This is a genomic window from Vibrio sp. 10N.222.49.C9, assembly GCF_041474985.1.
GTDB lineage: Bacteria > Pseudomonadota > Gammaproteobacteria > Enterobacterales > Vibrionaceae > Vibrio > Vibrio crassostreae_C.
The window spans coordinates 1-14,669 of the sequence record NZ_JBFRVD010000052.1 but is presented as its reverse complement, the minus strand read 5'-3'; the positions used below and the strand labels follow the sequence as shown (position 1 = coordinate 14,669).

Genomic DNA, 14,669 nt, shown 5'->3' with positions numbered 1-14,669 from the left:
TTAAATGCGGTTACGCATTGAGTTACATAGGAATTTGGGAAATGACTCGCGGGTTTACTTTGTTAGAGCTGTTAATAACGGTATCGGTACTGTCGATACTGATAGCGACGGCTGCCCCGAGTTTTAGTTCGGTTACTGAAACCGTCAAGATGCAGCGACTCGCCGGAGAGTTGAATGGTTTTCTCATTCAGGCCAAGTCTGAATCGGTCAAAAGGAATCAAGATCTGTGGGTACATTTCTCTATGGATAAAAATGAGGTGCAATCAACCGGAGAGTGGACTGTAAGGTTAAAGCCTACTGAAGACCTTTCTGGTGAAACGTTACTGATGTTGTCGGGTAAACCATTTCGAGATTTATCGTTTTCCCATAACTACACCGGCGCAAGAATCAGCTTTGAGAGTGTTAGAGGAAGGCCTTCCAGGGGGACAATTTATCTATTCCCTAATGGTACTTCCACTGATCGACTTTTGATCAAGCTATCTAGCCCGCCAGGACGAATTAAGGTATGCGGCGAGTCGAGCGCTCAGTATGGCTATTATGCGTGTTAAGCCGATAGTGGCAGCGCCTAACAAGCAACGAGGAACATCACTGATTGAATTGATGGTGGCCTCTTTGATTGGTGTGTTCGCGATTTCTATTATTGGCAGTGTGTTTATTACGGGGCAGAGAATCGCCAAAGATAAAGGCATCGAGCTATTACTGCTACAAAATCTAACCAGCACCATGCAGGTGATGAAAGAGGATATCCAACGAGCAGGCTACGATGGTTCAAACGGCGATTCCATAAAGCTATCCGGTGCGAGTAATACTATCCAAGTGAGTGGCGCTATTGCGGTTGGTTTTGTTTACTTCCGAGAGGGCTCAAGCGCAAGTAAAGAACATCGAAATATCGTTTACAGAAAAAATGGAACCAAACTGCAAATATGTGAGAAGGGCACCACTGTATCGGAGGCAATTCCTACATTTCATGAGGTTACTGGATGTTACTCACTGTTCGATGACAACCTCATTGATGTTGATGAGTTCAGCATTAATTCCCAAGTATTGGAGCAGAATTCTATCAAGAGCACGCTCACTGATATCAGTATTACAGCGTCAATCCCAACCGCAGGTGTTTCCAAATCTGTTTCGGTTTCCGTTAAGCAGAGGAACTGGCAATGATGATATTTAAAAAGCAGCGTGGTGTGGTGACGTTATTGATTACGTCAGTGCTTTTAATTGGTGCTTTAGTGGTGACATTAGGCACGTATCGCAGTGTATTCCATCAAATTAAAGTCGCACAGAATGAAGTGCAGGGCAGACAAGAACACTGGCGATCGGAAGGAGGCTTGGAGTGTGGCTTCACTTACATCGCTGAAAATGATCTGACAGCTATTCCCAATGATTTAATGGATTATTGTCAGCAGTCGAAAGTCGTTACGTTGGGATCAGAAGCACTCACGCCAAATATATTGGTGTCGAGTTCTGAGTCTTTATCGCTGAACAAAGAGATTAGTTTTGTAGACGCTTCGGGATTAGGAGTAATGCAAACCAATTCGAGTTTAGAATTTATTTCTGATCACAATATCGATATTAATCCTGATATTGCTCTTACTGCTGTTGATGGTATTAACGAGTGTGTATCGGTTCGATTTTTAGATAGTGTTATCTATAAGCAAAAGGGAGGAGGACGTTTGAAGACCATTACTCCAGAGTCACCTCCTTTTTCTACGTTTGAGTCTTGCCAACAAACCACCAATATTAGCAATGATGCAACCATCGACTCCGTTGGGGCGCTGCCTTCAAACTCTTTTCAATCAGATTTCAAATTCGATCCGGATATCGATACGTTCTCTAATTATTTTGGCGTGCCAAAGACGTCAGAGAACATTGACCAAATTAAGCTTGATTATCATGTTATAGACCTTATTGATCGGACAGTTGTCCCCCCTAAGCATATTGACTTGGTTGATGGTGAATATGAAGGAAATAAGTGTAGCAAAGCCATTAATGATGCCTTTTCAAGTGGGGAGAATAAGGTATGGGTTATAGGTGATTGCGTCGTTTATTCACCTGCGATTAATGTAGTTGAACCTATCCCAGGGGTTATTACGCCTCGCTCTTTAGTGATTCAGGACGGCATCGTTGCGAATGGTAACGCGAGCGTATTTGACGGGGCTTTTTATCATCTAAATGATATGACCGTATTCGATAACACTAACTCTCCCGATACTGATACCGACCTACTGAGTGGTTTGTGGGCTAAAGTTCCAGATACAATTCCTATTACTGATTTAGTACAGAGTAATTCGGTTTATATTGGATTTGCTTCTTTTTTCCCTAAAGGAGGGATGTTCTTTGATTCCGTTGGTGGGTTATCGACAATTCAGGGTTCAATCAATTTGGATTATACCGGTGAATACAACCCTCATAGCACTCCTTTAAAAGCGAAGTGGAAGCGAGGATCATGGAATGATTTCTAAGAACTCAGGTTTTAGCTTGATAGAGGTTCTTATCTCTTTTCTGTTGATTGGCCTTGCCTCACTAGGGCTGGTTAAATTACAGGTCTACGCTGAACAAAAATCGGATTTTGCGCTCCACAGCGTAGAGGCGCTGCATTTTGCTGAAAGGCAGATGGAGTATTATCGAACTCGGGCGTCTAATGCGAGTGGGGCGGTAGGTTTAATTCCTTTTTCAGAACTAAACCAGGCGAGTCATTGTCTCAACACAGCAAGTTCAGATCCTTTATCCGGTTTGTCGGGGTCTGCCTATGCCATGACTTGTGAAGTGACTAATGCAAACGGTGCTCTGTCTAGCGCATTAAAAAGCATTACTGTCACAATTGCATGGCAAGATCGTATGAACCACGCACAAAGTATTTACCTCGAAACTATGCTCTCCAAATACAGTGAGTTTGATTGACCCTCAAGCAAACGTTTACTGCATGCCAAGGCTCATGCTACCCCTTTTACTGATAATTTTCACTCCTCGGACATTGTTTACGTGCTAGTTAAAACTCTGTATATGGAATGGTGTTTTTTATGTTTTTATATTGTTGTGGTTGTATGGTATTTTTGCAAAATATGTCTCCATTTATGGAAAATTAGGTGGAATCTTGTGCTTTTTAACAACGACTTTAATAGAATATGTGCTGTACCAATAGGCCGTGGTCAAAACTTATATTAGGCCTAAACAAAACAACATCACATATGGAGTTACAATGAGTAACCAAGCCGTAAAAAAAGCACCATCGACTGAGAAGATCAGTGGTATGGACCGCTTTCTAAACTTCATTGAACGCGCCGGCAACAAAATTCCAGATCCAGCAATCCTGTTCTTCTGGGCTCTAGTTATTGTATGGGTAGCATCTGCACTTTTATCGAATCTTTCATTCGACTTAATCAACCCTCAAACGGGTGCTGCTCTTGAAGTAAACAACCTACTAACTGGTGAAGCGCTTGCTAGCTTCCTAGCGAATATGGTTACCACGTTCACAGGCTTCGCACCTCTAGGCATCGTACTTGTTGCTATGCTAGGTGTTGGCGTTGCAGACTCTTCAGGCTTCATTACGACTGGCCTTAAGAAGATGCTTAACTTCACGCCAGCTAAGCTACTAACGCCGATGCTAATCTTGGTTGCTATCGTGTCTCACACAGCAGCTGATGCAGGTTACGTTCTAGTAATCCCTCTTGGCGGTATCATCTTCCACGCTGCGGGTCGTCACCCTCTAGCGGGTATTGCAGCAGCGTTTGCTGGTGTATCAGGTGGTTTCTCAGCGAACTTTATCCCTTCAGGTATTGATCCGCTACTAGCTGGTTTCACTCAAACAGCGGCAAACGTTCTTGACCCTGCATATGTGATCAACCCTCTAGCGAACATCTTCTTTACTGGTTTGTCTTCAATTCTAATTGTGGCAATTGGTTGGTACGTTACAGAGAAAATTATCGAGCCTCGTCTTGCTAATACGCCTGTAGATGAAGATGCAGAACAAGCACCTGATCTAGGTACGTTCACAGCCATTGAATCTAAAGCATTCAAATTCGCTGGTTGGGCAATGGTTGCCGGTATTGGTCTGCTTATCGCGGCTCTAATGCCTGAAAACTCAGCACTTCGTTCACCTGAAGGCGAATTAACGGCGTTCTCAGCACCAGTAATGAAGTCTATCGTTCCTCTGATCTTCATCCTGTTTATTATTCCGGGTATCGTCTACGGCCGTGTAGCGGGTACATTCAAGAATAGTAATGATGTTATCAAAGCAATGTCTGAGACGATGGCAACGATGGGCGCATACATTGTAATGTCGTTCTTCTGTGCTCAGTTCCTATCTGCATTCGCTCAATCAAACATCGGTACTATGCTGGCACTTTACGGTGCTGAAGGCTTGAAAGCGATGGACCTTCCAGGTGAAGCAACGGTTGTTGGTATGATTCTACTAACGGCTGCAGTTAACCTTCTTGTTGGTTCTGCTTCAGCTAAGTGGGCACTGATTGGTCCTATCCTAGTTCCAATGCTAATGGTTGTGGGTATCTCTCCTGAGCTATCTCAAGCGGCTTACCGTGTAGGTGACTCAGTGTCTAACATCATCTCTCCACTAATGGTGTTCTTCCCACTGGTTGTTGTTTACTGTCAGCGCTACGTTAAGTCGACAGGTATCGGTACTCTAGCTTCTCTAATGATGCCATTCTCGATTGCAATGTTAATCGGTTGGTCTATCTTCTTGCTAGCTTACTGGGCTCTTGGTATCCCACTAGGTATCCAAGCACCTTACACTTACACAATGTAAGATTGAACTAAGCAAAACTAAGCTTTATTCATTGCTAAGCCCGCACCGAAATGTGCGGGCTTTTTTTCGCTATTTTTTCCGTTTTTTATATCCAAGGTTTTTATATCCAAAACTTTCTATATCCAAAACTTTTTATATTCAAAATAAAGGCACTCAGCTTATACTCCGGATTACGGCTAATTGTTGGCCGGTAAATTTAGGAAATCCAAGCCACATGAAAATTCTGCTTTTAGTAGGGTTAATTGTTTTAAATGGTCTGTTTGCCATGTCTGAGATTGCATTGGTAGCAGCAAAAAATAGTCGGCTGAAACGCTTAGCCGAAAAACACCGCTCCGCTCAGGTTGCTCTTGATCTCAAAGAAAACCCAACCCGCTTCCTCTCTACAATCCAAATCGGTATCACGGTAATCGGCCTACTCAGTGGGATTGTGGGTGAGGCGACGCTATCGGCTCCACTAGCCGTTCAACTTGAACTGTGGGGACTAGACCCAACACAAGCGAACATCTTGTCTACTGCGGTTGTGGTGGTAGGTATTACTTATTTCGCTATCGTTGTCGGTGAGTTGGTACCAAAGCGTTTTGCTCAGTCTCAAGCTGAAAACATTGCTGTGTTAGTCGCGCTGCCAATCTTCTGGTTATCTAAAATCGCGACGCCGTTTGTGTTTGCGTTGTCGGCTTCAACGGAAGGTATTCTTAAGTTGATGGGCCGAGGCGGTGAAGAAGATAGCGTTACCGAAGATGATATCCATGCACTTGTGAAAGAGGGCTCAGAATCGGGTGTGATTGAACGCGGCGAACAAGAGATGATTCGTAATATCTTGCAGCTTGATGATCGTCTTGTGAGCTCATTGATGACTCCGCGTCGAGACATCGACTTTCTGGATGTCGACCAACCCGTTGAGCAGATATTAAAGAAACTGCGTTCATCAAAACACAGTGTGTTTCCATTGTGCCAAGATCACCTCAATAAAGTGGTGGGTACAGTGTCAGCCAAAGCCTTGCTGAATCAGGCGGGCAATCTAAGCATTCAAGTGATCATGGGGCTGTCTCGCTCGCCGATCTATGTTCCAGAATCGATGAAAGCTCTGCGTCTACTTGGCTACTTTAAAGAGTCGGGCACCGAGATGGCATTCATTGTCGACGAGTATGGCGATGTTCAAGGTCTTGTGACTCATTACGATATTCTTGAGGCGATTGCTGGCGAGCTATCGAATAATCCGAACGATCTTTGGACCGAGCAAGTGGAAGACGGTTTGTTGGTGGATGGATTGATTCCTATCAGTGAACTGAAAAACCGTTTAGAGCTATCGGATTTTGAGGGCGAAAGCGAGAGCTTCCAAACGCTGAATGGCCTTGTGACATGGTTAATAGGGCGCTTACCGGATGCAGGCGAAGTTGTTCAATACCAGCAGTGGCAGTTTGAAATTATCTCTGTTGAGAACAATCGCATTGTGAGTATCAAAGCGACGCCAATAGCCGATGACATAGAAGACGCTAATAGCTAACAGTTCGACCAACCAGCAAGCGGCAATGGTTCATTGTCTGTTGTTGTCTATTACCTCTTTATTGTTCATTATCTCTAAGATTAGGTATGCTTCACCGCATACCTATTTTCGTTTTTATCCTTTGTTTCTGGAGTTCCCTTTGTCAGACCATCAATTCACCCCTCAAGATGAAATCTTCATGCGACGCGCCATCGAGGTGGCTACGCAAGCAGAGAGCGAGGGAGAGGTTCCTGTTGGTGCAGTATTAGTAAAAGATGGGGAGATTATCTCTGAAGGATGGAACCGTTCGATTGGCAGCCACGATGCTACGGCACACGCAGAAATTGAAACCTTGCGTAAAGCCGGTCAAGCCTTAGAAAACTATCGGCTACTCGATACCACTTTATACGTTACGCTAGAGCCTTGCCCAATGTGCGCAGGTGCCTTGCTACACAGCCGAGTAAAGCGCATTGTGTTTGGTGCTCCAGACTTAAAAGCAGGCGCTGCAGGTACAGTGTTGAATTTGTTTGAAAGCCAGGCCTCATACCACTATGCCGACGTTGAACATGGTTTGTTAGAGGAAGAGTGCCGTGAGCAATTACAAGCGTTTTTCAAGCGTCGTAGAAAAGAGATAAAAGAGAAGCGAAAGCAAGAACGTCTGTTGGAAGAGCAGCGTTTAGAAGCAGAGATGAAGGCTGGCAATAAGAAATAGCAGCGTACTTTCGGCACTCTCTATCGCAAGAGTGCCAAGCAAACTGACTGAGTAACTACATTTACTCAGCAATCATCTGCATGAAAGCGCGATTGCGCCAAATGATCTTCTTCTTATTATTTGAAAGCATACGCTTACGACGGTTTGCAGCAACGGTCTTATCAAGGCGTTTCGATTTCAGTTTCTTCATCATTTCAATGATTTCCTATTTGTCGTCTGACTTTTTAGTTTGGACTAACGATTTAATTATAGTGTTATTCGTTTGTTTGGCCTGTCGCACGCTTGGCTTAAATAGAAGAGCAGTTCTAGTCTAAAGCCAGCATTGCAGTGCAACAGAGCATAATCTTGATTGTGGTGTGCCGTTATAAGGTTCGATTGTTACTGCAATATGACACTCTAGATCTCATCATCATTTTCTTGCCTGCTTCCCTTATCCCTTAGTGACGAAAGAAGAGTCGAAAAAAGACAATAAAAAAGAGCAATGCTAGATGGCATTGCTCTTTTGGGTTTTACTGTGAAGGCTCAGAACTGCTTACTGTCGACTGAGCTGCGCTGATACTCGATTCAGCACCTGAGGTTTCTAAAGGTGGGATCACCACCAAACCTTCAAGGGTCGCTTCTTGTTCTTTATTGCGCTTATTTACATGGCCAATAATGCTTTGGTAATAACGGCGAATGTTTTCAACGTAGTTTCTCGCTTCATCACCACGCGCATACCCATATCGAGTTTGGCTGTAGTACTTCTTCTGTCTTAACAGAGGTAATCTGTCTTTCACATCGCCCCAAGCATCAGGATCTCCTCCTTGTGCCTTCGTGAGGCGACGCGCGTCCATCATGTGCCCGTAACCGACATTGTATGAAGCAAGTGCAAACCAGATCTTTTCGTGTTGAGTGATTGAATCTGGTACTCGGTTCACGATACGACGCAGGTACTCAACACCGCCTTGTACCGACTGGTTCGGGTCGAGACGGTTGGTTACCCCAACACTCTTCGCGGTGGGCAGTGTCAACATCATCATGCCACGAACACCCGTTGGTGAGCGCGCAACAGGGTTCCAGTGTGATTCTTGGTAGGCCAAAGCGGCAATCAAGCGCCAATCAAATTCTTGAGAGTACCTTTGAAATAGCGGCGACCATTTTGGCAACTTGCTGTCCAGTGCGCGGATAAAGGCACGAGTATCAACGTAGTCAAAAGTGCCGATGTGGCCGATGTATTTCTCTTCTAGTGAAGCCAGTTCACCAGACTGTTTTAGGTTACCGAAGAACTCAATCAACAGAGCATAAAGGCTTTCATCTTCAGACTTCTGCAAATACCAAGAGATAGGTTGGTCTTCTGTCAGTTCAAAAGCCAAAGCTACGTCTGGGTATAAACGTTGTGCCAGTGACAGCTCAATTGAGTCCGCAACCGTAAATAAGCGCTCGCCAGTCGATACTTCTTTGAGCAGGTCGTTGATATCAGCATTGCCGACCGCATCATAGATAAAGTCATCGTGTGTTTTCTGCAGCTGCTTTAGTGTTGGCTCAAAGTGTGAGTCTTTCACCACAACCAAAGATGGCGTTAATGTGTCAGTAGACGCCGCCTCTTCTGATTCAGTTTGTGCTTTAACAAAGTCAACCTGACGCTCATTCTCGAAATTGATCAGTTGTTCAAGGTTTCTCGGTCGCCACTGGCCTTTTTTGTATACGACCTGTTGGCTTACGTAGTAATAAGCAGGTGCGGCGCGATAAGCTCGTGTCAGTTTGTTGTTTTGCGTTAAGCCGGTCGCGATAAGATCGATTTCGCCTTTCTGCAGTGCAGGGAACAAGCCAGACAAACGGTAAGCGGGTTTAACCTCAAGCTTTACACCAAGCTCCTGCGCAAATTCACGAGCTAATTCGTAATCCAAGCCAGCAGGACCATCAGGACCGATGTAATAAGAGAGTTGGTTATTTAGGGTGCCGACACGAAGAACGCCACGATCTCGTATCTGCTCAAGGACACTTTTAGGTTCAGATTCAATCTGGCATCCAGCCAACCCAAATAGGGCGATGGCGAGCAGAAGGAACTTAGACGAAAAGATGAGCGTAAATTTAGGCATCAAAATGAAATCTCGAAAAGTGGAAGCTCCTTTATACCAAACCCCGCAAGGCTGGCAAAGCAGGTTTAATTAAACAGTTGTAAAAGTGGTGATAAATGCAGCAAAAGTACCATTTACGCAGAAAGATAAAAAAAATCACGCAAACGGTTGCTTTTGGTGTTACGTCACAAAAAGAAATGCTTTATAATGCGCTCGCATTGAAGAGGTGGGATCGGCATAGGTTTTTAAACCTTCGGGAATAGCTTCGAAGAAAACAGTTAGGTTTTTCCTTTAACCCACTGAATTTATTCCAATACTACCTTAATCAACTGCATAAGAGACGTAAGCACATGAGAATTTTGCGTGGCTCCCCAGCTCTATCTGAGTTTCGTGTTAACAAGCTTTTAGAGCTTTGTCGTGAATTAAGCTTACCTGTAACAGGTATTTACGCTGAGTTTGCCCACTTTGCTGATCTAACGGCAGACCTAGATGAGTCTGAAGTTGAGAAGCTAGAAAAGCTACTGACTTACGGTCCAACGATTGAAGAGCATGAACCTGAAGGTTTACTGCTGCTTGCAACGCCACGCCCAGGCACTATCTCGCCTTGGTCTTCAAAATCAACAGATATCGCACACAACTGCGGACTGGCTAAAGTGTCACGTCTAGAGCGCGGTACTGCTTTCTACATTGAAACCTCTGCTGAACTTTCTGAACTTCAACTTGTTGAGCTGAAAGCAATCCTGCACGACCGTATGATGGAAGTGGTTTTCACTGACTTCGAATCAGCGGCGGCACTATTTACCGTTGCTGAGCCTGCTCCTTATGCGGAAGTTGACCTACTAACTGGTGGACGTAAAGCGCTTGAAAAAGCAAACGTTACCCTAGGTCTTGCACTTGCAGAAGATGAGATTGATTACCTTCTTGAAAGCTTCACTGAGAAGCTAGGTCGTAACCCGACGGACATCGAGCTAATGATGTTTGCACAAGCGAACTCAGAGCACTGTCGTCATAAGATTTTTAACGCTGATTGGACTATCGATGGCGTTAAGCAAGAAAAATCATTGTTCAAGATGATTAAGAACACCTTTGAAACGACACCAGAACATGTTCTGTCTGCTTATAAAGATAACGCAGCGGTAATGACAGGTTCTGAAGTTGGTCGTTTCTTCCCAGATCCAGAAACTCGCCAGTACAGCTACCACCAAGAAAAAACACACATCTTGATGAAAGTTGAAACGCACAACCACCCAACGGCAATCTCACCGTGGCCAGGCGCATCGACAGGTTCAGGCGGTGAAATCCGTGATGAAGGCGCAACCGGTATTGGTGGTAAGCCAAAAGCGGGTCTTGTTGCTTTCTCTGTATCTAACCTTAAGATCCCGAACTTCGTTCAACCTTGGGAAACTGACTTTGGTAAGCCAAGCCGTATCGTTACTGCTCTGGATATCATGCTTGAAGGTCCTCTTGGTGGCGCGGCATTCAACAACGAATTTGGTCGTCCAAACCTACTTGGCTACTTCCGTACTTACGAAGAGAAAGTAAACTCTCACGCAGGTGAAGAAGTGCGTGGTTACCACAAACCAATCATGCTAGCTGGTGGTCTTGGCAACATCCGTGATGAGCACGTTCAGAAGAAAGAGATCCCGGTAGGTGCAAGCCTAATCGTTCTAGGTGGTCCTGCGATGAACATCGGCCTTGGCGGCGGTGCGGCATCTTCAATGGATTCTGGTTCTTCTTCTGAAGATCTTGATTTCGCTTCTGTACAACGTGAAAACCCAGAGATGGAGCGTCGTTGTCAGGAAGTTATCGACCGTTGTTGGCAGCTTGGTGATGCGAACCCAATCGCATTTATCCACGATGTGGGCGCGGGCGGTATCTCGAATGCTCTTCCTGAGCTAGTCGACGATGGCGAGCGTGGCGGTATCTTTAATCTACGTGACGTGCCAAACGATGAGCCGGGCATGAGCCCACTTGAGATCTGGTGTAACGAATCTCAAGAGCGTTATGTAATGGCGGTTGCTGATAAAGACATGGCAACGTTCGACGCGATTTGTAAGCGTGAACGTGCACCGTACGCAGTGGTTGGTAAAGCAACTGAAGAACGTGATCTGAAATTAGAAGATTCACACTTCGACAACACGCCAATCGACATGCCAATGGACATCCTATTAGGTAAAACACCTAAGATGCACCGTGACGCGAAAACGCTAAAAGCTAACAACCCTGCGATTGACCGTTCTGGCATCGAGATGAACGAAGCGGTTGACCGTGTTCTTCGCTTGCCAACAGTCGCTGAGAAAACATTCCTTATCACCATCGGTGACCGCTCGGTAACAGGCCTTGTAGCTCGTGACCAAATGGTTGGTCCATGGCAGGTTCCTGTTGCTAACTGCGCAGTAACAGCGGCAAGCTACGACTCTTACCACGGTGAGGCTATGTCTCTTGGTGAGCGTACGCCAGTGGCACTTCTAGACTTCGGCGCATCGGCTCGTCTAGCGGTTGGTGAAGCAATTACTAACATCGCAGCGACCAACATCGGCGATATCAAACACATTAAACTGTCGGCTAACTGGATGTCTCCAGCAGGTCACCCAGGTGAAGATGCAGGTCTTTACGAAGCGGTTAAAGCGGTTGGTGAAGAACTATGTCCAGCTCTGGGTCTAACTATCCCAGTGGGTAAAGACTCAATGTCGATGAAGACTAAGTGGGAAGAGAATGGCGAGCAGAAAGAAGTAACGTCTCCGCTATCTCTTGTTATCACTGCGTTTGCACGTGTTGAAGATGTTCGTAAGACGATTACTCCTCAGCTTCGCACCCCTGATAACCTTGAAGGACTAGGTAATACAAGCCTAGTTCTTATCGACCTAGGTAACGGCAAAAACCGTATGGGTGCAACAGCACTTGCACAGGTTTACAAGCAGCTTGGTGACAAGCCAGCAGACGTAGACAACGCAGCGCAACTAAAAGGTTTCTACGAAGGCGTTCAAGCACTTGTAGCGAACGACCAAGTTGTCGCTTACCACGATAAAGGCGATGGTGGTCTATTCGTAACGCTAGCAGAAATGGCATTCGCAGGTCACTGTGGTGTTAATGCAAACATTGAAGCGCTTTTATCTGCATCAGAGAATAGCGAAGATACGCTAGCAGCACTCTTCAACGAAGAGCTAGGTGCAGTAATCCAAGTCCGTAACGACGACCTAGACGCAGTACTTTCTACTCTTGCAGCTAACGGTCTAGAAGCATGTTCTCATGTGATTGGCAGCGTTGTTGGTGAAGGGGAAGCATCAGATGAACTAGTGATTAAGTCTGGCGAGTCTGTAGTGATTGAACGTAACCGTACTGAACTACGTACTATCTGGGCTGAGACAACGCACAAGATGCAAGGTCTGCGTGATAACCCAGTATGTGCTGACCAAGAACATGAAGCGAAGAAAGACAACTCGGACCCAGGTCTGAACGTGAAACTGAGCTTTGACGTAAACGAAGACATCGCAGCACCGTTCATCAACACAGGTGCTAAGCCTAAGATGGCGATTCTACGTGAGCAGGGTGTTAACTCTCACGTTGAAATGGCAGCAGCATTCGACCGTGCAGGCTTCGAAGCAACTGATATTCACATGAGCGACATCCTAACAGGTCAAGCGGTACTAGAAGAATACAACGGCCTTGTGGCATGTGGTGGCTTCTCTTACGGTGATGTACTAGGTGCTGGTGAAGGTTGGGCGAAGTCGGTTTTGTTTAATGACTCTACTCGTGACCAGTTTGAAAACTTCTTCAAGCGTGAAGATACCTTCTCTCTAGGTGTGTGTAACGGTTGTCAGATGCTGTCGAATCTACGTGAACTTATCCCAGGTGCGGAGTACTGGCCACGTTTCGTTCGCAACGAATCTGAGCGCTTTGAAGCACGTTTCAGCCTAGTAGAAGTTCAGAAGTCAGATTCTGTATTCTTCAACGGCATGGAAGGTTCTCGTATGCCAATCGCTGTTTCTCACGGTGAAGGCCGCGTAGAAGTACGTGATAACGACCACCTAAACGCGATTGAAAACTCAGGTACGGTTGCTCTACGTTACGTTGATAACAACGGTAACCAAACGCAGCAATACCCGAATAACCCGAATGGTTCGCCAAACGCTATCACAGGTTTAACAACGACTGACGGCCGCGTGACAATTATGATGCCTCACCCAGAGCGTGTATTCCGTACGGTTGCAAACTCTTGGTCTCCGGAAGGTTGGGGCGAGAATGGCGCTTGGATGCGTATGTTCCAAAACGCACGTAAGAACGTGGGTTAATTGAAAACGATTTAAACAGTGTTATCGGGACAATAACCACAAGCGCAGATCGAAAGGTCTGCGCTTTTTTTGGTGGTGAGTGTGGTGTAGGGATCACCGTATAGTGGATGTGTGTATAACAAACTTTTGGACAAAAGCTTGTCAGCGACTTTGCTAAATTAGTAAGCCATCAATAACTACAGGTATAGCAAGTTTACTTTTGAAGAGCTAGTGCGATGAGTAACATCGCACCAGAAAAAGTATTGGCTGGGTGCAGACTAAGTGAACTTACGTTAAATCGACTACACATTGGCTTAATTTTTAACACCTCAATGATTAAAGAAAGGGTGGGGACATTGTGATGAAAAGTAGATCTATAAGGCCGACTACAGCAACCCAAACCAGTTTTTAGGTATTCATTCGGTTTTTCTGCAGCAACCACTTATGTTCTATTACTTCAGCCTCAGCGTTTTATTGCGATGGTTCCAGTTTCAATCACGCAAGATTCCTTCGAAACCATGACTTTTACAGAATGTTTTTCTGAAGAGAATAGTGTTTTAGCCGAAGTATTTGGTCGCCCAAGTGCAGGTGCATGCTCTTGCTTTTGATAATGAATTTCCCAATGACGGGCTTGAATGTTGTAGCGCATAAACGCAAAGCCATTCACACTCTTGATGGTGGTGTTCCCTTTTTGGTAGAAGCCGTAGTCGCGAAAACTCATGTAATTGATTAATCCGTTGCGATGGTCTTTCACGTCATTGTATTGCTGATCTTCTTTGCTGCCTTCCACGTGATACACCCTGATTAGATCATCACTCCAATCATCAACAACGAAAGAGCAACCGCTGAAGTTTGGTGTGAAAACATACAAATGATCGCGATGAGGATCAGGGTGTTTAGGTATATCGAGATATTTGCCTTGCGCGACCCAGTAGGCCATCTGTGATGTTTTTTTATCGGGTTGTTGACCCGCGAATGTATCAATGACTTCAATAGTGCCTACTGTTCCATGAGCGTGTTTGTATTGCATGCCACTGAAAACAAGCTCACCACTTTCTTCTACTTCTCTCTTAGTCGCAGGGCTGAGAGATATCATCTGATGAGCAACGATCTCTGCGCTGACACATTGGTTATTAAAGCTAGAACCTAGCAGGTCTGACGGCAACATACGTGTTCCGGTCGCCTCGATCAGTTCCTTTCTTGATGCTGGCATCGGTGAAAGAATTGCATCAGGAAACTCACGATCTTCGCCCACGTGAATATGGTTTTCCTGTTCTGTCGTGGCTTCCGTGGCATTGGTTTCCTGTTTTTCTCGGCTACGACCATCAATAGTTTTATTTTTGTTCCAACCATCTGCTGGGTCATAAGCTTGTTGGGCAGCTTC

The 14,669-nt window shown here is 45.3% G+C and carries 10 protein-coding genes and 1 pseudogene; 8 read left to right on the top strand and 3 right to left on the bottom strand.

The genetic code is table 11. The annotated features are described in order from the left end of the window. The first annotated feature begins 41 nt into the window (after positions 1-41). The 7 genes and pseudogenes from AB4585_RS19485 (at position 42) to tadA (ending at position 6,957) form a co-directional block, all read left to right on the top strand. Positions 42-548: a GspH/FimT family pseudopilin gene (locus AB4585_RS19485; protein ID WP_017067642.1), complete on the top strand. Its 507-nt coding sequence runs from the start codon at positions 42-44 to the stop codon at positions 546-548. Further along, a complete protein-coding gene (locus AB4585_RS19480; RefSeq protein ID WP_372170641.1) occupies positions 529-1,161 on the top strand; it encodes a PilW family protein in 633 nt (210 codons plus the stop codon). The genes AB4585_RS19485 and AB4585_RS19480 overlap by 20 nt, the downstream gene beginning before the upstream one ends. Further along, a complete protein-coding gene (locus tag AB4585_RS19475) occupies positions 1,158-2,462 on the top strand; it encodes a hypothetical protein (RefSeq protein ID WP_017062784.1) in 1,305 nt (434 codons plus the stop codon). The genes AB4585_RS19480 and AB4585_RS19475 overlap by 4 nt, the downstream gene beginning before the upstream one ends. Continuing rightward, the gene (locus AB4585_RS19470) at positions 2,452-2,901 is read left to right on the top strand and encodes a prepilin-type N-terminal cleavage/methylation domain-containing protein (protein ID WP_372170640.1); all 450 of its coding nucleotides are present in this window, start codon (positions 2,452-2,454) and stop codon (positions 2,899-2,901) included. Before AB4585_RS19475 ends, AB4585_RS19470 begins: the two co-directional genes overlap by 11 nt. A gap of 298 nt (positions 2,902-3,199) precedes the next feature. Continuing rightward, positions 3,200-4,762 carry an AbgT family transporter gene (locus AB4585_RS19465; RefSeq protein WP_017059875.1) on the top strand — a complete coding sequence of 521 codons (1,563 nt, stop codon included), beginning with the start codon at positions 3,200-3,202 and terminating at the stop codon, positions 4,760-4,762. 214 nt (positions 4,763-4,976) lie between these two features. Next, positions 4,977-6,266 (top strand): hemolysin family protein, encoded by a 1,290-nt coding sequence (locus tag AB4585_RS19460; protein ID WP_017067641.1) that lies wholly within the window; start codon positions 4,977-4,979, stop codon positions 6,264-6,266. 86 nt (positions 6,267-6,352) lie between these two features. Continuing rightward, positions 6,353-6,957 (top strand): annotated as a pseudogene (gene tadA / locus AB4585_RS19455) (tRNA adenosine(34) deaminase TadA). A gap of 61 nt (positions 6,958-7,018) precedes the next feature. Here the strand turns inward: tadA and AB4585_RS19450 are convergent. Together AB4585_RS19450 and mltF are read right to left on the bottom strand one after the other, a co-directional pair. Continuing rightward, positions 7,019-7,150 carry a hypothetical protein gene (locus tag AB4585_RS19450; RefSeq protein ID WP_017059878.1) on the bottom strand — a complete coding sequence of 44 codons (132 nt, stop codon included), beginning with the start codon at positions 7,148-7,150 and terminating at the stop codon, positions 7,019-7,021. 316 nt (positions 7,151-7,466) lie between these two features. Beyond that, entirely contained in the window at positions 7,467-9,035 is a 1,569-nt protein-coding gene (gene mltF, locus AB4585_RS19445) for a membrane-bound lytic murein transglycosylase MltF (protein ID WP_065584391.1), read from the bottom strand. A 329-nt stretch (positions 9,036-9,364) separates the two neighbouring features. Here mltF and purL point away from each other — a divergent pair, with 329 nt between their 5' ends. Continuing rightward, positions 9,365-13,306 carry a phosphoribosylformylglycinamidine synthase gene (gene purL, locus AB4585_RS19440; protein ID WP_372170638.1) on the top strand — a complete coding sequence of 1,314 codons (3,942 nt, stop codon included), beginning with the start codon at positions 9,365-9,367 and terminating at the stop codon, positions 13,304-13,306. Between the two features lie 442 nt (positions 13,307-13,748). Here the strand turns inward: purL and AB4585_RS19435 are convergent. Next, a partial coding sequence (locus tag AB4585_RS19435; RefSeq protein WP_372170635.1) for a cytotoxin occupies positions 13,749-14,669 on the bottom strand: 921 nt, incomplete at its 5' end.

Bases quoted from the DNA above. Each gene is read 5' to 3' on its own strand.
- AB4585_RS19460 (WP_017067641.1), top strand. From the start codon at position 4,977: ATGAAAATTCTGCTTTTAGTAGGGTTAATTGTTTTAAATGGTCTGTTT.
- AB4585_RS19465 (WP_017059875.1), top strand. From the start codon at position 3,200: ATGAGTAACCAAGCCGTAAAAAAAGCACCATCGACTGAGAAGATCAGT.
- AB4585_RS19470 (WP_372170640.1), top strand. From the start codon at position 2,452: ATGATTTCTAAGAACTCAGGTTTTAGCTTGATAGAGGTTCTTATCTCT.
- AB4585_RS19475 (WP_017062784.1), top strand. From the start codon at position 1,158: ATGATGATATTTAAAAAGCAGCGTGGTGTGGTGACGTTATTGATTACG.
- AB4585_RS19480 (WP_372170641.1), top strand. From the start codon at position 529: ATGGCTATTATGCGTGTTAAGCCGATAGTGGCAGCGCCTAACAAGCAA.
- mltF (WP_065584391.1), bottom strand. From the start codon at position 9,035: ATGCCTAAATTTACGCTCATCTTTTCGTCTAAGTTCCTTCTGCTCGCC.
- AB4585_RS19450 (WP_017059878.1), bottom strand. From the start codon at position 7,150: ATGATGAAGAAACTGAAATCGAAACGCCTTGATAAGACCGTTGCTGCA.
- AB4585_RS19485 (WP_017067642.1), top strand. From the start codon at position 42: ATGACTCGCGGGTTTACTTTGTTAGAGCTGTTAATAACGGTATCGGTA.
- purL (WP_372170638.1), top strand. From the start codon at position 9,365: ATGAGAATTTTGCGTGGCTCCCCAGCTCTATCTGAGTTTCGTGTTAAC.